Source organism: Geomonas paludis, from assembly GCF_014193585.1.
Taxonomy (GTDB): Bacteria; Desulfobacterota; Desulfuromonadia; order Geobacterales; family Geobacteraceae; genus Geomonas; species Geomonas paludis.
This window is the reverse complement of record NZ_BLXY01000016.1, coordinates 56,320-79,032: the sequence shown is the minus strand read 5'-3', so window position 1 is coordinate 79,032 and position 22,713 is coordinate 56,320. Positions and strand designations below refer to the sequence as shown.

Annotated in this window: 10 protein-coding genes and 1 pseudogene; all 11 read left to right on the top strand. The window is 64.8% G+C overall.

The genetic code is table 11. The annotated features are described in order from the left end of the window. Window positions 1-920, top strand: a pseudogene (locus tag H7687_RS20115) (cytochrome c3 family protein); the annotation flags it as partial. Between the two features lie 238 nt (window positions 921-1,158). Then, on the top strand, window positions 1,159-3,906 hold the full coding sequence (locus H7687_RS20110) for a CxxxxCH/CxxCH domain c-type cytochrome (RefSeq protein ID WP_246405032.1): 2,748 nt from the start codon (window positions 1,159-1,161) through the stop codon (window positions 3,904-3,906). A 206-nt stretch (window positions 3,907-4,112) separates the two neighbouring features. Beyond that, window positions 4,113-8,387: a CxxxxCH/CxxCH domain c-type cytochrome gene (locus H7687_RS20105; RefSeq protein WP_246405030.1), complete on the top strand. Its 4,275-nt coding sequence runs from the start codon at window positions 4,113-4,115 to the stop codon at window positions 8,385-8,387. 71 nt (window positions 8,388-8,458) lie between these two features. Next, entirely contained in the window at window positions 8,459-13,072 is a 4,614-nt protein-coding gene (locus H7687_RS20100; protein WP_183350764.1) for a CxxxxCH/CxxCH domain-containing protein, read from the top strand. Window positions 13,073-13,098: 26 nt separating this feature from the next. Continuing rightward, window positions 13,099-15,552, top strand: a complete 2,454-nt coding sequence (locus H7687_RS20095; protein WP_183350763.1) for a CxxxxCH/CxxCH domain c-type cytochrome — start codon at window positions 13,099-13,101, stop codon at window positions 15,550-15,552. A 116-nt stretch (window positions 15,553-15,668) separates the two neighbouring features. Then, complete coding sequence (locus H7687_RS20090) at window positions 15,669-17,051, top strand: LbetaH domain-containing protein (RefSeq protein ID WP_183350761.1); 1,383 nt, start codon at window positions 15,669-15,671, stop codon at window positions 17,049-17,051. A 98-nt stretch (window positions 17,052-17,149) separates the two neighbouring features. Continuing rightward, a complete protein-coding gene (locus tag H7687_RS20085) occupies window positions 17,150-18,565 on the top strand; it encodes a TolB family protein (protein WP_183350759.1) in 1,416 nt (471 codons plus the stop codon). Between the two features lies 1 nt (window position 18,566). Continuing rightward, window positions 18,567-19,709, top strand: coding sequence for a cytochrome c biogenesis ResB family protein (locus tag H7687_RS20080; protein ID WP_183350757.1), 1,143 nt, complete (start codon window positions 18,567-18,569; stop codon window positions 19,707-19,709). 95 nt (window positions 19,710-19,804) lie between these two features. Beyond that, window positions 19,805-20,632 (top strand): cytochrome c biogenesis protein CcsA, encoded by an 828-nt coding sequence (ccsA, locus tag H7687_RS20075; RefSeq protein ID WP_183350755.1) that lies wholly within the window; start codon window positions 19,805-19,807, stop codon window positions 20,630-20,632. An 18-nt stretch (window positions 20,633-20,650) separates the two neighbouring features. Then, a complete protein-coding gene (locus H7687_RS20070; RefSeq protein WP_183350752.1) occupies window positions 20,651-21,154 on the top strand; it encodes a hypothetical protein in 504 nt (167 codons plus the stop codon). 32 nt (window positions 21,155-21,186) lie between these two features. Then, window positions 21,187-22,521: a B12-binding domain-containing radical SAM protein gene (locus H7687_RS20065; RefSeq protein ID WP_183350750.1), complete on the top strand. Its 1,335-nt coding sequence runs from the start codon at window positions 21,187-21,189 to the stop codon at window positions 22,519-22,521. Window positions 22,522-22,713: the final 192 nt, after the last annotated feature.

Below are 22,713 nucleotides of genomic sequence, written 5' to 3'. Positions count from 1 at the left end.
AGCTCCCCAACGGCACCCAGGCGCCGTACAAGCCCTACTTCGGCACCAAGGGTCACGGCCGCTTCGCGGTGAGCAACCAGTGCACCGTGTGCCACGACCAGAACGCGACCCACATCACCGGCACCCTCGGCGACAGCAAGCGCCTGCTCATGAACAACGACAACCTGCTGTGCGCCTCCTGCCACAGCAACGCCGCCGTGGTGCCGGCGCGCATCCTGAACCTCGGCACGCACGTCACCAAGGACAACGCGGACATCGCCTGCCGCGAATGCCACGACACGCACGGCACCGGCAACCTCTCCATGATCCGCGGCGAGATCAGGGGCTTCAACATCTACTTCACCGACCGGGTCAACACGCTGGTGGAGACGACCACCAACCGCGGCCTGTGCCAGGTCTGCCATACCAAGACCAACCACTACCGCGCCGGCGTTCCGGAGTCGAGCCATTACACCTCGGGCTGCCTGGACTGCCATCCGCACAACGGCGTCGGGGGCGCATTCAAGCCGATCGGCGGCGCCTGCGACTCCTGCCATGGCTACCCGCCGGCGCCGAAGAACACGGCAACCGCGTTCGGCAGCTACGCCAACTGGGCCAACGCCCGCTTCGAGGACTACTCGGGCGGCGGCGGCGCGCATCTCGTGGCGGCACACATTTCGCCGTTTGCCACCCCGGCGGAAGGGTGGGCCAACTGTTCGGTGTGCCACAACGCCGGGATGTCACACCAAATGACCACCCCCATCAAGGATCACATCGAGAACGTGACGGTGGTCGTAGACAGCAGCCTGCGCTTCTCCAACAGCTTCACCATCTACACCGGCGCCAAGCTGACCAGCGTGCCGGGCGCCAACAGGACCGGCAACTGCTTCAACATCGCCTGCCACATGAGCCCGTCGGCACGGTGGAGCACCGAAAGGTAAAAAAGGCCTGCACATAATTACTCAAGTAACTGGATCGAACACCGATTCAGCTTGGATAAAGGCCCGACTTTTTGTCAGGCCAAAGAAAGAGGAGGAGAAGATGGCAGCAAAATATGGAGGTCGATGTCTGTTTGTGTTGGCATTGGTGATGCTGACACTGATGCAGTTGACTGTGGGGAAGGCGCAAGCCGCCTCGCAGTACAACTATGACTGTTCTTTCTGTCACACGATGCCGCCCATGGATTCGGCAACGAGCAAAAAGGACCCCAACACCGGCGCTGTGCCGGGTAACCACGCAGGACACGCCACCTCGGCGGTCAGCTCCTGCGTCACCTGCCACGGCAGCCAGGTCAGCGGGTACCCGATGGGGCACCGCAACAAGACCATCGAGCTGTCCGACGGCATCGGCTACTCCAGGAAGATCGCGGCCGGCTTCGTGAACCAGACCTCGGTTCCGCCGAACCCGATGGGCACCTGCTCCACCGCGGCCTGCCACAGCGACGGCAAAGGCACCCTGCGTGCGACCCCGGCCTGGGGTAGCGCGGCCCTCACCGTGCCGGGCGGCTGCTCCGCCTGCCACAGCGTCGCCCCTGCGACCGGCAACCACCCGACCGCCGGGACCAAGCACGCCAACTACTACGGCACCGGCGTGACCTCCTGCGGGAAGTGCCACACCGACCACTCGGTACAGGCCAAGCCGTTCAGCCACGCCACCTCGGCCGGCCACCGCGCCATCGAGGTGAAGTTCGCCACCGGCGGCACCTTCGCTGCCAACCAGTGCTCCAACGTCTACTGCCACAGCAACGGCCGCGGCACCTACACCCCGCCGACCTGGGGCGGCACCCTGACCTGCGCCGGCTGCCACGGCGACGCGACCAGCAACACCCTGTCGGGCAACCACGCCAAGCACGTGAACAACGCCGCGTTCCTGGGCACCAGCTACGGCTGCGTCGAGTGCCACAGCGCGACCGTTTCCGACAACAGCACCATCTCCAACTTCAACAACCACGTCAACAACGCCAAAGACGTAGCCGGCAGCAAGGTCGGGACCCCGGTATCGGGTACCTGCTCCACCTCCTACTGCCACAGCGACGGCAAAGGCACCATGAAGAGCGTTACCTGGACCGGCTCCACCGCCCTGGATTGTAAGTCCTGCCACGGCTCCGACGCCGCTCCGGCGTTCGCTTCCGTCGCCGGCGAGCCGAACTACTCCAACGCCGGCGCCGGCCAGCCACGCGCCAACAGCCACGAAAACCACGTAGCTTCGGCCGCAGACTGCGCCAGCTGCCACGCCGACACCACCGTGAACGGCACCAGCATCAAGGCCGGTACCGCCCACACCAACAACGCACGCGACGTCAAAGCCGGCAACGGCAAGAGCTTCACCCTGGTCGGCAACTCCTGCTCCGCGGTATCCTGCCACAGCGGCAACGGCATCGTGGCCGGCGTGGCGGACGTACAGTGGGGCGCATCCCTTGGCTGCAACGGCTGCCACGGCGACGCCGAGACCCTGACCACCAACGCCCACGCCAAACACGTGGCCCTGACCGGCAAGGCCTATGCCTGCGACACCTGCCACGCTTCCACCGTGTCCGGCAGCTCCAGCTTCGCCAACAAGGCCCTGCACGGCGACGCTAGCGTCGAGATTGCCGGCGCCCAGGTGACCACCTGGAGCGGCACCACCACCAAGACCTGCGCCACCTCCTGCCACATGTCGGCCACCCCGCAGTGGAACAACCTGGCATCCGGCGCCTGCGGTACCTGCCACACCGCGCTTTCCAACACCACCGGCGGCCTGATCAGCTCCAACGCGCACGCGCAGCACTTCAGCGCAGCCTACGGTCCGAAGTTCAGCTCGACCCTGGCTACCTCCTGCTCCAACTGCCACACCTCGAGCACCGCGGCAACCCACGTCAACGGCACGCTGAACCTGGCTGCCGGCAGCAACAAGATCGGCACCTGCGGTACCTGCCACAAGCAGAGCACCAACTGGACCACCGGTCGCGTCACCTGCGAAAGCTGCCACTCGACCGCTGGCGGCCAGCTCTCCGTCATCGGCGGCATCACCGCTCCTGACAAGACCCTGGCGGCAACCGCGGGCCACGGCAAGGCCGGCATCGCCCAGGCCTGCTCCGCCTGCCACGACAACACCGCAGCTCATATCAGCGGCGCCCTGGGCGACCAGAAACGTCTGCTGGGTGCCCTCACCGGCGCCACCAACGTTGAGTGTAACTACTGCCACACCAACCCCGCCAAGGTCACCGGCGCGGCGCTCAACGTGAAGGCGCACAAGGCTGCCGGCCTGGGCTCCCAGTGCTCGGACTGCCACAACGCCCACGGTACCGCCAACGTGAAGATGGTGAACGGCACCATCAACGGCACCGCAGTCAGCTTCACCGGCAACAACACCTTCGCCAACGCTGGCCAGACCGGCGTCTGCCAGGTCTGCCACACCACCACCAAGTACTTCACCAAGGCGGGTGTCCCGGCTGACGCTCACGTCGACTCCGCAACGGACTGCACCCAGTGCCACCAGCACAACCCGGCCACCGGCCTCGCGTTCGTGCCCAACGGTGGTTGCGACGCCTGCCACGGCTACCCGCCGGCACCGCGTCAGACCATCAGCGCCATCACCTTCGGCGTGCAGGGGAGCTGGTCCTCGGCCCGCTTCGAAGACTACTCCGGCGGCGGCGGTGCCCACATCCTCGTGGCGCACATCAAGAAAGACGCCAAACCGTCCGAAGGCTGGGCGAACTGCATCCCCTGCCACAAAGGCGGCGACGCTACCCACGCACGTGCCCTGCCCATCAGGACCCACGTTACCAGCGTAAGCGTCGAGATCGACCCGCAGTACCGCTTCTCCGACCAGGCCCTCGCCACCTACACCAGCGCTGCGCTGGTCAACGGCGGGACCAACAAGAGCGGCAGCTGCTTCAACGTGAGCTGCCACTTCAGGCCGAGTCCGAAGTGGAGTATCGAAAGGTAGAACTGTTTCTGATAGCAAAAGTAGCTTTACCAATGCAGTAGAAGCATGTTAAAAAGCTCCGGCGGGGGGTGCCCCCCCCGCCGGAAATTGGCAGTCTCAGGCATTTAGATAAGGGTTTACAGAAGGAGCTTAACATGAAGAGCTACCGCAGACCTGGATATGGCAATTTCCGAGCCTTCCTTCCGCTTGTGATGTTCGGAATTGTGATGTTCGCTGCATCGCAGGCGCTGGCCGCGCCGCAATACAACCTCACGTGCGTCGACTGCCACACCATGCCTCCGCTTGACTCGGCAACCGGTGAGCGCGAGCCGGACACCGGTGCATTCCGCGGCAACCACCAGACGCATGCGGCAGCGTCGGCCACGAGTTGCACCAAGTGCCATGGCGCTCAGGTGACCGTCACCGGCCACCGCGACGGCGTCATCCAGGTGCAGCCGAACCTGAATGGTCACGCGGGCGCCAGCTACAGCAGGGGCTTCTTCAACCAGACCTCGGTTCCGCCGGCGGTCCTTGGTACCTGCTCCAACGTGAACTGCCATTTCGAGCAACCGACTCCGGAATGGGGCATCACGGCCCTCGATCAACCCGACGCGACCAACTGCGCGGTCTGCCACAAGGCGGTGCCCGACAGTTACGCCCACTCCCAGCACTTGGCGGTGTACGGCAGCGAACTCTCCGTCTGCGCCAAGTGTCACGTGGATCACACCCTCAACGCGAAGCCGTTCCAGCACGCCACCAGCGCCGGGCGGAACATAATCGTGACCGTCGGCTCCTATGCCGGGTCCAACTTCGCGTACCTGCCGAGCCAGAGCGGCTCGCGGGTAGTGGGTAGCTGCTCCAACATGTACTGCCACAGCTCCGGCCAGAGCGCGACCGGCGGCCCCCTGGGCGCCGGCGATTACGCGACGCCGAACTGGGGTAACGCCGCCTCCGGCGCCTGCGGCACCTGCCACAGGACCGCAACCCTTGTCTCCGGCAGCCACAGCCGTCACCTGGCCTCCAACGGTGATTGCAGCAACTGCCATGTGAACGCGCTGCCCACCTCCTACAACGCGCCGACCCACGCGGACGGCAACATAGATGTGGCCGCCGGCAGCTACGACAAGGCCGGCGCCCCGGGTAACGGCTACGGCAGCTGTTCCACGGCCTCGTGCCACGCAAGCCCCTACTCGACCGCGTCGACCACCTCGCCGGTGTGGGGCACCTCTGCCGGCTGCTCTGCCTGCCACAACGGCATCGGCCAGTTCGCCGGCAACGGCGCCCCCGCCACCGGCAGCCACGACGCGCACATGGCCCTCGCAGGTTCGGCCTGCAACAAGTGCCACGACGGCGCCGAGAAGAACGTCACCGGCGGTCTTTCCCACGCCAACGGCACGGTGGAAGTAACCAACGACTACACCGGCGCTCCGGTCGTCAAGCATGCCCCGGGCACCTACACCGGGACCTGTCTGACCGCATCCTGCCACGCCGACCCCTACAGCCAGAGCGCGCTGGAGTCCCCGGTCTGGGGCAGCACCACCGGCTGCGCCTCCTGCCACAAGGGCACCGGCGCCTTCGCCGCCAACGGCGCGCCGGCCACCGGCAGCCACGCGAAACACCTGGCCCAGCCGGGCACCGGCTGCGACAAGTGCCATAACGGCGCGACCAGCGGCGTCTCGGGCGGCCTAACCCACGCCAACGGCACCGTTGAGGCGATCAACTACAGCGCCTCTCCGGTCGTGAAGCACCCGATCGGCACCTACGACGGCACCTGCTACAACTCCTGCCATTCCAACGGCAGTGGCGTTCAGGCGCAGACCCCGGTCTGGGGCGGCTCCATGCCAGCCAACTGCTCCGGCTGCCACGGCGGCGCCGCAGGGCTGGGCACTCCGGCGATGACCACCGGCAAGCACCAGGCGCACATGAACAACTACACCACCATGGGGCGCGACAACAACCTCATGTGTGCGGAGTGCCACGCGAAGACCGTGTCCCTGGCCAGCAACACCCTGGTCACCGGCACGGGCCACCTGAACAGCTTCAAGGACTACTCCGGCGTCAGGGCCGGCGGCAGCGCCAGCTACAGCGGCGGCACCTGCTCCAACGCCTACTGCCACAGCTCCGGCCAGCAGGTCCCGGTGTTCGTCAGCATGACCGGCCAGAAGACCTGGACCGGCAACGCCAAACTCTCCTGCAACGGCTGCCACGGCCGCGCGGCAGGGGCCACCTGGACCAGCGCAGCCGGCGCGCCGAACTACGCCAACAAGTACGACGGCACGCTCAAGACCGCCAACAGCCACGAGAAGCACACCGCTTCCATGGCCGACTCGCGCGGCTGTGCCAACTGCCATAACACCACCGTGGACCAGGGTGTGGCCGCCAAGATGCGCGACTACTCCTCCAACCACGTGAACCGCGTCCGCGACGTCGACTTCGCCATGGGCGGCAGCTACACCGAACCGAGCAAGACCTGCTCCACCTACTGCCACAGCAACGTCCAGGCAGCCGGCGGCAACGGCGCCGCCACCACCTTCGGCAACCCCGCTTGGGGCGCCAACGGCTCGATGACCTGCGCCTCCTGCCACAAGGACATGGCGGCCCTTCAGGAGAACGCCAACGACCTGAACATCGGCAGCCACAAGCGCCACACCGTGGATTCCGCCTACAGCTGCTCCCTGTGCCACGGCGCCGGCTACTCGGCCAACACCACCGGGGCGCCGCATGCCAACGGTACCATCAACCTCGCCTTCACCGCCAAGGCGACCGGCACCACCTACTCGCAGCAGGTGGACAACACCCCGGGCGACGGCTACGGCACCTGCTCCACCAGCGCCTGCCACGGCCGCGCGACCCGCAACTGGGGCGTCTCGACCACGCTGCCGACCTGCGAGAAGTGCCACGGCTCGGCCAACACCGCGCAGACCTCCGCGACCTTCAAGGACACCGCGGGAAGCCCCGCGAGCCCCTACGTCGGCACCCACGTGTCGCACCTGGCGGGCACCCATAACTACTCCAACCCGATCACCTGCGACCAGTGCCACTCGGTACCGGCGACGGTAGACGCAGCGGGTCATATGGACGGCCTCCCGGCAACCCTCACCTGGGGCTCGCTGGCTACCCACCCGAGCATCGCAGGCGGCGTGGAAGGGGCCAGCATGGCGCCCGATTACGTGAGCGCCGGGCGGATCTGCAACAACACCTACTGCCACGCCGGTCTCAGGAAGGGTGACGGTTCCGCTCAGGGTAGCGGCTCCGCTCCGTCCTGGAACGACCCGGCTTACCTGGGCGGTACCGGCTGCGGCAAGTGCCACATGAACCCGCCGGCATACCCGCACACCACGAGCACCAACTGCTCCGCCTGCCATAACCACGTGGCGCAGTCCAACGTCGCCTTCGTGGACAAGAGCAAGCACCTTAACGGCTCCATCGAAGTTACCGTCGACGACTGCCTCGGCTGCCACTCCTCGGTCAACGCCTGCGCGCAGAACGATCCGACCTGCGTCAACAAGGAGCTGATCGGCGCGCACAAGATGCACACCGACGCCGAACTGTTCCTGGCGGGCAAGAAGCTCTCCAACGGGGACTTCATCGATACCTCGTGGATCTACTCCATCGAGTACAAGGACGGCTTCCCGAAATACGGCTGTGGTTTCTGCCACCCGATGGATTCCGGCACGCACAAGAACTCCACCGTCGAGCTCGACCTCGACCCGAGCCACAGCCTGGCCGGCACCGTCAAGACCAAGAACAAGGCGGGCGGCCCCTGGGTCGTCAGCTACACCATGGGAAGCAACGTGGTCTGCTCCAACGTGTACTGCCACTCCAACGGCTACGTGTCGCCGACCACCAACCAGTACGTGTTCCAGACCACCCCGAACTGGTACGCGACCAACCCGTGGGCGAGCGTCGACAAGTGCGCCCAGTGCCACGGCAACTCGCCGAACACCGGCATCGAAGGTTCCGCGGCTCACGGCCGCCACGTGGTGGGCAACCACTACGCCGACATCTTCGACGGCTACAGCGCGAGGATCCCGGTGGCTGGCGGGGTAGGCTCCGGCGCCGCACACGGCGACCCGAACACCTCGACCACCTTCAACTGCAACCTGTGCCACAACGCCACCGTCACCGTCGGCTACAACGACAAGGGTAGCGTCTGCTCCAGCTGCCACGGCGGTTCCGCACCGCTCAAAGGCAACCTGCAGGTACTGGCCACCAACCAGGCCCACATCAACGGCGACGTCGACGTGGTGTTCATGAGTCCGTTCAACATCAAGTCCAAGGCGCAGCTCAGGCCGGGTGTCGATGCAGTCCAGTCCATCTACACCTCCTGGACCCGTGTGAACGGTTACAAAACCGCCGCTTCCTACGACCAGGCCCGGACCACCCCGAGCTACGTCGGCGGAACCTGCTCCACCGTCGCCTGCCACAACGGCACGCAGATGGAGTGGCGCACCAAGGGGCCGCTGGCCTGCGCAGCCTGCCACGTCGGGCTGCCGCAATAGGGGGGCATGAATGTGTATCACACTGATGCAAGCAACCAAGACACATCGAGTGCAAAGGCAGGTGAACTGACATGGGAAAAGTGATCGTTAAAAATATCAGGGGTATGGGGTGGGGCGCGAAAGCCTGCCTGATCGCCATGTTCACCATGTTGGCGACCGTGCTCCTCTTGCAGATGAAGCAGGCTCAGGATGCCCAGGCCGCGGTAGCGGTGCAGACCCAGTGGGCCATCCTCGGCACCGGCACCACCTCCACGCTCCCGGCCATGACCCTGGCCAAGGGAGCGGGGAGCAACCGCCTTCTCGTGGTGAAAGTGGTGGCGGAGTACGGTACGGCCATTACTACCTTCACCCCGACGGTGACCTACGGTGGACAGACGCTGACCAAGATCGTCGCGACCGACACCACCAGCCGCCAGAAGGTCTGGTTCGGCTACCTGAAGGAGACCGGCATCGCAGCCGCGACCGGGACCACCCCGTCCTTCGCGGTAACCTGGAACTCCACCCCGTCGGCTGGCGTCGGGCTATCCGCCGCCTTCTACTCCAACGTTAATCAGGGGACGCCCACAACAGGCTCCCGCGCAGTCGCTTCGGACACTTCGGCCACCACCCCGACCAGTGGCACCATCAACGTCACCGCCGGCGGTACGGCCATCTACGGCTCCAACGTAAACGGCGCCTTGGCAGCTTCCCTCCCCGCTGGTTACACGGAGCACTTCGACACTGCCAACAGTACCCTGTACGAGGATGCCGTCGGCTCCAAACCTATCACAGCCAGCGGTACCGAGAATCCGCTCCCGACCTGGACCAGCGCAAGATACGGGTTTGCCGTCATCGGACTCAGCCCTGCCACGACTACTCTTGGCAACGGCACCATCGGTACCACCGCCAACGTCGCGCCCGGCGCGGCCAACCAGAAGATCGACGGCTTCTCGCTGGTCACCAGTTCCGCCGGGACCACCGATTCGGTGACCGGCCTCACCGTCACCACCACCAACCAGGCGGCCATCGCCAGCATGCAGATCTGGAACGAGGCCGGGACCACCCAGTACTTCGCCACGGTGAACAACCCCGGCTCCAATACCTGGAGCTTCTCCGGCGGTACGCCGATCCCGGTGACCAATACGGCGGCCAACTACAAGATCCTGGTGACCTACAAAACCCGTGCGGCCGGCGCCCCTGCCGGGAACACAGCCACCACGGCAAACGTCACCGCCATCACCAGTGCCAACGTGCTCTCGGGCACCGACACGGCGGACACCACGCTGACCCTGATCAACACGCATGCAGCCTCCACCTGGGGGACCACCACCGCGGGCAACGCCAGCGTCACTCTCAACTGGACCTACGGCACCGCCGGCCAGAGTGTGGTCATCGTCCGCTATGCCGGCGCCAAGACCGACACCACCAAGCCGGTGGACGGCACCAGCTACACCGCAGGCACCGCCTTCGGCACCGGCGGCACCGTGCGTTACGTGGGCAACGCCTCCACCTTCACCGACAGCGTCGGTCTGGTGAACGGCACCACCTACTATTACAAGATCTTCGAGTACGACACCTACGTTAACTACTACAACGCGACCGACGTCTGGACCGCCGCCCTTACGCCGCTCAGTCCGGATGCCGTGGCCCCGACCGTCAGCGCAGGCTTCGCCGCCACCACCCCGGTGAACACCCTCGCGGTGCCCATCACCTCCTTCGCTGCCACAGACAACGTGGGCGGCAGCGGCGTCGCGGGCTACATGATCACCACCAGCTCGACCGCTCCGCTTGCCACTGACGCGGCGTGGACCTCTACCGCGCCCACCAGCTACACGGTGGCCGCGGCCGGCACCTATACCCTCTATCCGTGGGCCAAGGACGGCGGCGGCAACGTCTCCCCGCTGTACGCCACCCCGGTCACGGTGGTGGTCGATATGACCGCTCCGACCGTCGCCACCTTCACCGTGAACACCCCGTCGGGCAGCCGCAACATTCCGATCGCGGCACTGACCGGAACCGACGTCGGCACCTCGGTGTCGCGGTACCTGATCACCACCACCAGCACCCAGCCCGCCGCCGGTGCGGCAGGGTGGAGCGCCACCGCTCCGACCACCTACACCGTGGCGAGCGACGGCACCTACACCCTCTATCCCTGGGTGAAGGATGCGGCAGGCAACGTCTCGCTGGTCTCCGGGCTCACCCGCACCGTAGTGGTCGACGCCACGGCGCCGACCGGCCTCACCGCGGTCTCGCCGGTGGACACCTCCACCGACCAGCCGCTCAACGTGGCGCTGCAGGCATCGACCGCGACCGACGCCGGGGTGGGTGGCGTCACCTACTACTTCACCATCACCGATGGCGTGTCCTACAACGTGAACTCCGGCTGGATCGCCGCCAACAACTGGGCGCCGGCAGGGCTTGGCTACGGCACTACCTATACCTGGCAGGTCAGGGCCAAGGACAGCTTAGGCAACCAGACCGCCCTGACCACGCCGATGACCTTCACCACCGGTGCGGCCTGCGTGCGCAATGATCCGACGCTGACCCTGCTGACCCCGACCGGCGGCATCGCCTCCACCATCAGCGCGGACGGCGGCACCTCGGTCTACAACCTGAAACTGATCAACAACGACTACGGCGGGTGCGGGGCTACCACCTTCAACCTCGGCGTTTCCGACACCGACGCGCTCGACGTCTTCGATCCGCCGACCCTGGGCAACTCGGCTCTGACCCTGCCGCCGGGCGGCCAGGTCACCACCACCGTTACCGTCAAGGCTACCGTTGACCACGTGGGCGGTATGAGCAAGACCCGCGCCTTCACCGTGGCCGACGCGAACCACGCTGCGGTCACCACGGGCGACGTGCAGACCACCCTCAACGTGGTGGCGTGTACGCCGAAGACCCCGCTGCTGATCGTAGGCCCCGACTCCGGCTACCTCAACCGCGGCGGCACCATGAAGTACACCGTCACCGTGAAGAACACCGACTCCGGCGCTGGCTGCAGCGCGGTCACCTACAACCTGGCCATTCCGGCGGAGAGCAACTCCACGGACTTCAATGCGTCCAGCTTCAGCGCACCGAGCCTCTCGCTCGGCTCCGGCCAGCTTGGCTCGGTGACCCTCACCGTTTCCGCCAAGTCAACCGCGGCGAAAAACGTCATCAACCAGACCACGGTAGGCGTTTCCGCAATATCGCATACGGCGCCGGCCAACAAGGTGGTCACCTCCACCGTGAACAACCCGATGCTGCACAACTCGGATAGCACCAGCTCCACCAAGTGGAGTGCCAACGGTGGCTGGGGTATCCCCGGTGCACGCTACGGCGAGTTCGACTGCACCACCTGCCACGTGCAGGGCGGCGCCGCGACCCGCAACGTGAATCGCATCCGCGAGACCGTCACCGCACCCGACACCAGCAAGGGGCAACTCCCGGGCGCCGGGCAGCCGATTAACTACAGAAGGACCGCCGGCACCAGCAAAACCCAGCCGGTTCCGGGCTGGGACGGCGGCGCGACGCCGAGGGCCAGCTCCGACAAGATCTGCGAGATCTGCCATACCTATGACGCCGCCGGCGTCAGCGGCACCAAGGCACATCCGTACTCCACCGCGGCCACGCTGGGCAACCACTTCGGCACCGACGGCCGCGACTGCATCGACTGCCACAAGCACGGCAAGGGCTTCGGCGTAGCGGGTCTTAGCTGCACCGGCTGCCACGGCACCGAGACCGCCACCATCACCCCGGACAACCGCTACGTGGTGGCGCCGCCCAGAAACGCCAACGGGTTAACCGGCACCGTAGCCGGCATCGGCCAGGTCAGCAACGATCCCAAGGTCGGCGCGCATCAGGCTCACCTGCAGAGGCTGAACGGCTTCAGCAACTACTCGACGGTCGATTACACCTGCCAGTCGTGCCACGGGCCGCTGCCGACCAACTTCAACCACATCAACTCGAACTCCGTCCCGGTGTTCCAGGGTATGGCCACGAAGAACGGCGCCATGGCCGCCAGCTACACCGGCACCAAGTGCAACAACACCTACTGCCACAACCCGTCGGCTACCGGCGGCACGTTGCTCGCAGCCAACGCCGGTACTGCTGTGTTCCCGTCCTGGACCAGCGCGAACTACGTCGCGAGCGGCACCAAGTCGGTCGCCAACTGCCAGGTCTGCCACAAGGTACCTGGCAACACCGGGTTCGAGCCGGCCGGCACCCATAACGGCATGAACACCGACGTGACCGACTGCTCCGGCTGCCACGGTCACAACGGCGACGGCAGCGGCACCGTGGCCGGCCGACGCCACATGGACGGCGTCAAGTTCGGGGCCGGCAACTGCGACACCTGCCACGGCTACGACGTCGGCACCTGGTCCGCGTTCCCCGAGCGCTCCGGCGTAGTCACCGGCAAAGGCGCGCACGAAAAACACATCGCGTACCTGAAGACGCGCTACAACGTGACGTTGACCCCGGCCTCCGATGCCTTCGGCGTCGGTAACTCGTGGACACAGGTCTGCGGTGTATGCCATAATGGCGCCTCCCACAACATGGGCGAGGCCATCCCCGGCACCGGGCGCACCATTTCCATCACTCCGGCCCGCCAGTTCGGCGGTTCGCTGCCGGTCTACAACGGTCTCGTCGGTACAGCATCCGCGACCAGGCCGAAGACCTGCTCCAACGTTGATTGCCATTACAAAGAGACGCCGTCCTGGTAGTTTCCAAGCGGGGGGAGGCAGATATAATGCTGAACGTTTTCAAGGAAAATTTTGCAAAGACATTGCTGGTCGCAGGCGTCATCGCCGCCTGCGCCGGCATCCCCGGCACGGCGTCCGCGCTCACCTGCACGGACTGCCACGGCAACCCGCCGGTCGACAACGCAAGCCGCGTCGGTGGCACCACCGGCCAGTTTCCCGGCTCCCACGTCACCCACTCCGGTTCCGGCGCCGGCCAGTACGCCTACGCCTGCACCAAGTGCCACGTGAACAACGCCGCGGCGAACCACGCCAACGGCAACATCGACATGGCGGTGCCCATCAACGGCAACACCGGCGCCTCCTACGGCAAGGGGGCCAGCTTCGCGGTCAGCAATGCCGCCTTCAGCGGCAATACCTGCTCGGCCACCTACTGCCACTCCAAGGGGACCTCGGTTGCCACCGGCACCATTTCCGGGACCTCCCCCGCATGGGGAGGGAGCACCGCCTGCAACAGCTGCCACGGCACCGAATCCGGCACCAACGGCGCCCCTGGCTACACCACGATCCGTTCGAATCCGACAGCCGCGCCCACCAGCACCGGCTGGACCAACGGCACCAACGCGCTGGTGGAAGACAGCTCCTACGCTGTGTACACCGGGACCACGGCGCAGCCGCTGGTGCTGACCACCTTCAACATGACCGCCGCCGGGCTCACCACCGGCGATACCGTGACCGGCATCACCGTCGCGCTGCACGGCCTGAACACCACCGGCCTGGTCAACGTCGCCCTGACCAAGACCGGAAACACCACGGTTGCAGGCACCGCCAAGACCGTAACCATGCCGACCACCGACGGCTGGGTGATGGTGAACACCACTCCGACCGACCTCTGGGGCACCACTTGGACCCCGGCCGAGATTCAGGCGGCCAACTTCGGCGTCATCGTGAAGGACAACGACACCACCGCGTCCAATATCCAGATCGATTGCGTCAAAGTGATCGTGCACACCGCTGCCGCCCCCAAGATGAACAGCCACGCGAACCATAGCTCCAAGGGGTGCGAGGTCTGCCACAACGCCACCACGACCACCGGCACCACCATAACCAACGCAGCGAACCACGTCACGGGTAGCTACAACCTCTCTCCTGTCTCCGGCACTACCTTCACCTACACCTACAACGCCGTAGGAAGCAGCTGTTCGACCGTTTCCTGCCACGGCACAGCCGTGTGGGGGGTGTCGAAGCTGGGCTGCGTCGGCTGCCACTCCGTCCCCATCACCCGCACCAAGGGGAGGGCAGGGGTGCAGCTTGCGGCGGTCAGCACCGAATTCGGCCTCGCCTGGGGACACAAGAAGAGCGGGCGCGGTGCCGTCACCGACGCCGACTGCATCGTCTGTCACTTGGAAGGTGACTCCGCTACCGGCAAGGGGAGCGCGACCTATCACCAGGACGGCAACATAGACCTGCGCGACCCGGACGTCCAGGGGGAGACCCCGATTACCAACATCGCCGGAACCGCCTTCACGTTCCAGCGCTTCACCACCTCGTTCGTAGCGGGGAGCAGGACCAGCAGCGCCACCCAGGAAACCATCGCAAACATCGTCACGCAGAAGTTTTGCCTGAAGTGCCACGATGCTGACGGCGCGAAGAACACGACCGCGCGCAACGCTACCGGCACCCAGTACATGCCCTTCGGCGGGGTGAACCTCGGCGCCACCTACACCGTGGCGAACGGCGCTGCTCAGGCCGGCGGTCTCATCAACGTCGCCGGTCAGCTCGCCACCACCAACTCCTCGAGGCACCCGGTCTTGGCGCCTCTGAACCGCGACTTCCCGACGGCGGCCAAGAACAACGACCCCTACAAGCCGACCGGCACCAGGGGCACCTCGGGCACCCTCTCGCTGGGCGTAGTTATCCATTGCTTCGACTGCCACAACGTGGTCGGTACGCCGCTCACCACGCGCACCGTCGCTGCTCACGGCAACGCGGTAACGCTGAGGGGCTACCCGGTCGCCACCAACGCGACCACGGGCGTACCGATCAGCGGCACCACCTCGCCGACCTCGACGACCGCTGCGACCCTGTGCCGCATCTGCCACATCCCGGGTACCAGCACCAACCACGGGACGGGTTCGGCGTTCTCCTCCGGCGGTTCCGGCGCGATGAGCTCCTTCATACCGTACGGCTGCAACCAGTGCCACGGCAGCTCCTACAACACCGCGGCGGTACGCCCGGTGCGCGCGATGGACGTTCACGGCAACAACGTGCTGCCGACCAACGCCACCCAGATCACCTCCACCGGCAGGTGGGCGGGCACCTCTACGGGTACCCCGGCGCAGGTAAACGCTCGTCCCTACGCCTTCATCAGGAACACGCAGATCTTCCCGAACCACATGCCGAAGAAGATCGGCGGCTCCACCTACACCCCGACCTGCATGGGCGGCAGCGTCAGCCCCTGCTCGAGGGGTACCGAGACCTACACGGCCGGCGGCACCTTCTAACGAAGGCGCAGCTGAAATCCGGTCACAACACGAGGCCTCACCGCTTGCGGTGAGGCCTCCGCGCTGGAGCGCATACAGGCTTGGCGATTCGGCGCCGAAACGCTACAAGGTATCACATGGCACTTCCGCTTCATGACAGCGGCAGCAGATGTCGCGCTGCCGCTGCGCTCATACGGGTTATTCTTCTCACCACCGCCCTGGTACTGCAGGCATTCGGCGGGCTCGGCACCGCCGCACTGGGGGCGGCCGGGGTTTCCGACTCCGGAGACATCGTCACCGTTTCCTACCTCCAACTCAGAGAGCTTGCCGAACATGCGCGGCTGCAGCCGGGGCGCAGGTATCGGGTCTCCGACTTTCGCACCAGGCACACCATCCCCTATACCAAAGAGGTGAACACCGGCCCGGTGGAGGTGCTGCAGGTCACGGCCGCAACCGCCACTTCCCTCGATCCTGTCGCCCTTTCCGAGAGCTTTCCGCAGGACCTCATCCGCTATGAGTTGGTGAACGCCCTCGACGATGCCGCGTTCGACCGGGGTCGCATCGTGTACCGGGAGAACTTCCAGAAAAACGTCGCTTCTTACGAGGACTGGAGGGCGATCAAGTACCGGCGTGGCCGCAACCCCGCCACAGGGAAGTTCACGGAGGTCGCCAACTTCGAGGCGGGATTCCTGGACCTGTACCCGTTCAACAACTCGCCCGATCCCAAAAACATCGCTTCGGTCCGGATCGGCAAGACCAACGGCGCCGGCCATGCCAACATCGTGGTCGGCACCGGCGACGACACCATGACCTACGAGGTCCTGATCGGCGACGGCTGCAACCACATTACGATCGGCGCCAACACACGCACCATTCACATTGCCCACGCCAACGGCGACATCGTGATCGGTGATTTCAGCAACCACATCCGCATCGGAGTCTGCAGCGACGGCGTAGTGATCGGCGACCACTGCGAGAAGATCAACATCGGGACCACTACCGGTCCGATCAGGATTAAAGACCGCACCACCAGCTGCAACGTTGGTGACAACGCGAGCCCGATGACCCTTGGCGACGGCAACGGCACGTCCCACATCTACGTGGGGGACGGGGTGGTCATCGGAGATAGCCCGACCATCGCCGCATCGGGGACGCTGATGCGGGACCGCTCCACGATACCGGCCTCCGCTGACATAACCGGGCAGCGCACCCTGGACCTATCGCAGTTGCGCTACGCCGGGGTGATCCATCTCGCCAGCCGTAACCAGAGGGAAACGCTCGAGGCGATCCGCAAGCCGCACGAGCCTGATGAGGTTGACTTCCCGGTCGAGCTGAGGCCTGGGCCCGGGTTGCGTCTCATGATTAGTGCCGTTGCGCCGGAAACCCCGGCGACTGAAGGTCGGATCATGCTCCGAACCGGGGTGAGCCTGGACGGAGACCGCGGTGACAGTATCACCTTCAAGCGGGTGCGCGTCGGCAGTCACGACGTTTACGTCGAAACGGCCCGGTCCATCTACTGACTCCTCATCTGGCGGCTACGCGGCCGGAGTCGTCCGGCTGCCGGACCTCGCCCGGTGCGCCAAGCTGATACACCGAAGGCAGCTTCACGGAGTACCACATGAACTTTAAAACAATCGCAGCTATGGTGCTGACCTTGGCCCTTTGTGCAGGCGCAGGTTGCAACGGGAAAAAGCAGGATTCACAGGCTGTTTCGGGTACGGTCGACACCACCGTCGCCGCGCAAAGCGCACGGCTGGCAACCATTGCAGAACAGGACGCCCCCGTCGCGCAGCAGGGGATCACCGCCCAGCATACGGCCCCCTCGCCAGGTCAGGCGCCCGAGTTCACCGTCTTCTTCAGCTCCCTCGGCAAAGGGGAAGCCTACCTCACGTCGGGCCCTGAGGGCGCGTGCGTGGTACACAACGGCGCCCGGGGGAAGGTGTACCAGGGGGTCGGCGGGGTCGCCCTCAGCCGGGACGGGCGCCGCATCGCGTACGGAGCCGTTAGTGGCGGGCAGTGGCGCATGGTCGACAACGGTGCTGAGGGGGAGACCTTCAACGAGGTCGGAGATCCGGTCTTCAGCCCCGATGGGCGCCACCTCGCCTATGAGGCCCTCACCGGCAAGCACTGGCACGTGGTCGTCGACGGCAGGATATCCGACGGGGTGGTGCAGTATTACCAGAAACCGGTCTTCAGCGCCGATGGCAGCAAAATCCTGCTGATTGAGAACACGGAGCAGGACGGCCTTTTCCGCCTGGTGGTGAGCGACCTTGGCTTGGTGCAGCAAAGCCGCAAGGAAATGCGGATGCTTGGGACTGTGGTCAGTAAAAACCTGACCCAGATCGCCACGGTGCAGCAGGATGGGGCAAAGTACCGGGTGCTCCGCTTCAGCTTCGCGGCTCCCGACCAGGTATCCCGTGGTGCTGACTACGACGCCATCAGCGACCTCTCCTTCAGCCCTGACGGGGCTTCCCTGGCCTACTTGGCGCGCCGCGGCACCACCCGTCTGCTGGTGCTGGACGGCAAGGAAGAACCCCTGCCCGATGGAGGGATCATGGCGGCGCCTGCCGTGCGCCCCGACCGCAAGGGGGCTGGTGTCATCCTCGCCACCAACGCGGGTTACTTGCTGCACGAAGGTTTTGCCGGCAAGTCCCGCCACAAGCTCTATGCCGATGCCGGCGACCTGACCTACAGCTCGAACGGAGACCACGCCTACGTGGCGGTCACGGGCAACGAGATGCGCCTCGTGGTGAACGACAAGGAGGGTCCTCTGTTCGACAGGGTGGTGAGCCCGGTCTTTTCGCCTGACGGCAGGTTCGTGGTCTACCGCGCCCGCAAAGAGGGAAAACGTTTCGTGGTGGTGGCCGATCTGCAAGGTAGAACCGTGCGCCGGCACCCCTCCTACGAGATGGTTTTCGAGACCACCTTCACCTCTGACGGGAAATCGGTGGCGTACGGCGTGAAGAGCGGCCGGGAGCTTTGGTGGAAGGTTGAACCGCTGGACTCGCACGATAAGGGATTTGGACAGGATTGATATGACCAGGAATGAGCGTGACGAAGTAGAGTTGGTGGCGGAAACGGAGAGCTTTCCGGTCGAGCCCAGGTACCACCCGATCCACCGCATCCCCAGGATGATCTACGATTTTCTTGCATCTGCCCGCCTCGCCATGGCCCTTTTGGTGGCGATCCTGGTCTGCTGCCTGGCCGGCGTCACCGTCGTCAGGGGGGCGCAGGCGTGGCTCACCATCTTCAGCACCCTGTGGTTCAACGCCCTGCTGGTGTTGCTTGTGGTCAACGTCGCCTGCTGCTTCTTTGGCAGGATCTGGCATCGCAGGATCACGGTAATCTCCTTCGGCATGATCCTTTTTCACATGAGCTTCGTCGCGATGTTTCTCGCCATCGTCTACGACTCTTTGTTCTTCTTCCAAGGGTCGCTGCGGCTCACGGAGGGGGAGACCCTGCAAAACTCCGACCCGCACAGCTACGACGGTTACCGGCAGGGGCGTTTCTTCAGCTTCTCACGGCTCAAGGGTGAGACCACCCTGGTGAAAATGATCCGCGGATACCGGGTCGGCGGGGAGGACAAACGGGCGGCCTACGACGTGGAGGTGGGCGAACCCGGGCACAAGCGGCGCGAGGTCATCTACATCACCAACAACCTCGACTACAAGGGGGTCAAGTACCTTCCCGAGAAGGAGGGGTATTCGGCCTTGATCGTGCTCAGCGACAAGACGGGCAAGGAGCTTTACGGGGCGCATGTCCCGCTGCAGAGTCTCAAGCAGAAGGACAATTCCTACCTTTACACGACCGGGACCAAGGAGGGGGCCGGGAGCTTCCCGTTCCCGCAAGATTCCCCCCTGTACAGCCTGCAGGTGGCCTACCGCCCGGACCCGGTCAAGGATCGAAGCGGCGAGGTCTTCTTCCAGGTCTGGCCTTACCGCGAGGGTGAAATCCCGCAACAGGAACAACCTGCGGCCGCCGGGAAGGCGCCGGTGGGACAGCACTTCAGCGCCGGCGGGCACACGCTGGCAGCGAAGGAGATACGCTACTGGGTCGGCATGAATGTGCGCCACGATCCTGGCAAGCCGGTGATCCTGGCGAGCCTGTGGGTCGGGTTGGCGGGCATGATCATCACCACGTTCGGCAGGATGAGGAAGGGACGGGCAGGGAAAGGCTGAGGGGGCCAAAACGTACGGCGTCAGGTTTTCCTTCTCAAAATGTGCACTTGTGGTATGCTACTGCGGTTTGTTAATTTCCATTGGAGGAGGATCACATGAAAAGTGAGCTCGTCTGTTTCTGGCTGGCGGTAGCGCTCTATGGGGTTAGTACTTTCAGCTATATCTTCGGACTGATCGCCAGGTACGACAAGCTGTACCTCGTCGGTCTGCTCTCGGCCCTTGCCGGGTTCCTGCCGCACACCGCCAGCATTGGCCTACGCTGGGCCGCGAGCGGAGTTGAGCCGTTCATCACCATCTCCGAGTCGATCACCTTTGGCGTGTTCATGGCGGTTTTGCTCTTCCTGGTGTTCCAGTTGACCGTGAAGAAGGTGCCGCCCCTGGGTGTCCTTGTTATGCCAACCTCTTTCGTGCTACTGGGGTGGGCTGGGACGCTGATCAAGGAGGTGGCCACCTCGCTCAACCCTGCGCTGCAGAGCGCCTGGCTCTGGGTGCACATCGTCGGCGCGACGACCGGTTTCGCCTCCGTCCTGATAGCGGCGGGCCTCGGGCTCATGTATCTCATGAAGGAGAAGGACTCCGCCGGGATCGCCGACCGCCTTCCGGAATTGTCGGTCCTCGACACCCAGAGCTACCGTTTCGTGGCGGGCGGCTTCATCATGTACGGCCTGATGATCGTTTCGGGCGCTTACTGGTCCAACACCGTCAAAGGGAACTACTGGGCCTGGGACCCGGTCGAGGTTTGGTCGCTGGTCTCCTGGTTGATCTACGGCATCTACCTGCATCTCCGCGTGACCTTCGGATGGCGCGGCTCCAAGCTGGCTTGGTATTCGCTGATCGCACTGGTGGTAATGATCGTAAGCTACTGGGGCATCCCGTTTTCGCTGGAAACCTTCCACTCAGGTTTCCGGATCGACCATTCTTAATATTTGGAGAGTTGTTTGATGAGAAAGTTAGTAGTGACGGCGCTTCTTGTCGCAGTGATGAGCGGTGCGGCCTTGGCGGCGGTAGCTCCGCCCCAAGGTGCGCCCTCCGGTGTGCACCGCCCCTTGACCACCGCCGCCCCGCTCGCGACGCGCGGGCTGGTGGACGTGATCAAGGGGGCCACCCTGGACGGCTACCGCAGCATGAAGGTCGGCGAGGCTTTCGACCGGTACAGCCATTTTAAGATGAAGGATTGGCGCGAGGCGAGGGGAGCTGCGGGCACCATCTACGTGGACTTCTACGGATCGGCGCCGACTGGACTCCTGGATGTCAAGGGCCGCATGGCCGGGATCTCCAGCAAGGGATTGGTGGTGAAGTTCGTTATCTACCCGAACGGAGAATATGGCGTAGTCATGGTCACCAAGACCGTGGTGATGAAGGACGGCAAGAGCGGCGCCAGCCCGGTTTCCGACATCAAGAGCGTTCTGGACGCCATTTACGCCAACAAGAAGCTCGACCTGTAATCCCGGCGGGGCAACGCAAGCTAAGGTAATACATGAAACTTTGCATCATCTTTCCGCCGCTTCCCTTCGGCTGGACACCGGTAGCCCCCCCAATCCTGGAATACCTGGCGGCGCTGACCCGCCAGGCGGACCCCTCGATCGAGATCCAGCTGATTTCCGGCAGCGCGACCCCCGAGGCCTACAAGAGCGTCGAGTGCGACCTGGCCGCCATCAGCATCCTGACCCCCACCGCGGTTTCCGGCTACAACATCGCCGACTCGCTTAGGGCGCGCGGCATCAAGGTCGTCTTCGGCGGCATGCACGCCTCCGCCATGCCCGAGGAGGCGAAGACGCACGGCGACGCCGTGGTCATCGGCGAGGCGGAGAGCTGCTGGCCGCAGGTCCTGAAGGATTTCCGGGCCGGGACGCTGCAGTCCTTCTACCGGGGCGAGCAGTTGGAGCTCACCAACATGCCGACGCCGCTCTACGGCATGCTAAAAAACAACCACCAGTTCCGCATCGTCAACACCTCGCGCGGCTGCCCCTTCAACTGCACCTTCTGCTCGGTGAAACCTTTCTTCGGCGCCAAGATCCGCTTCCGTCCCATCGAGGACGTGGTGCGGGACGTGGCCGCCATCCCCGAGAAGATGTACGAGATCGGCGACGAGAACATCTGGTGGAGCAGCGAGACCAAGCGCGCCATCGAGCTCTTCACCGCGCTCAAGGGAAGCCCCAAGAAGTACATGGCCTTCGGCAGCCTCGGCCCCGTGCTGGCGCCGGAAGGCTCGCGCATGCTGAACGCGGCGCGCGAGAGCGGCCTCTTGTCGGTCTGGGTGGGGTGGGACGCCATCTCCGAGCACAGCCTCAAGGCGTACAAGGCCAACGGCAAGATCGGGGTGGACCGCGAGCGTGCCGTCAGGACCCTGAAGGACCACGGCATCGACGTCTCGCTCTTCTACATGCTGGGGTCGCGCGAGGACACCTTCGACGACTTCAAGCGCGCCATCGAGGTGGCGGATCGGCTGGGCGTTTCCATGCACCCGTCGCTCGTCGTCCCTTACCCGGGGACGGTGCTTTCCCGCGAGTACGAGCCGTACATCTACAAGGATCTGGGGTGGGAGTACTACAACGGCTCCTATGCGCTCTTCGATCATCCCGATCCGATGATGACGCCGGAGCTGAGGGAAGAGCATTTCTACATCAGCCTCCTGGAGCAGTTGAGCCTGCCCCGTGTGCTGCGGCACATGATGAAGGTCCCCATGGCCGGCTTCCCTTACGCGCACATCCTGTCGCTCATGTCGCAGCTGCCGGTGCGAAAGGGCGTCAAGATCGCCTTCGAGCAGTGGAAGGCGAACAGGGAGTCGGTGCGGGCGAAGAGGCAGAAGTAGGGAAGGGCTGGACAGGGGAAAAACTTCCCCCTCCCTACCTCCCCCTCCTGGGGGATGAGAGTGGACGTCCACGTCCCCTCTCCCTCTGGGAGAGGGTTAGGGTGAGGGATGTAGCAGGCAAAAAACGCCCTCACCCGCCCTTCGGGCACCCTCTCCCATAGGGAGAGGGAACACAACAAAAAGCCCCGCGGC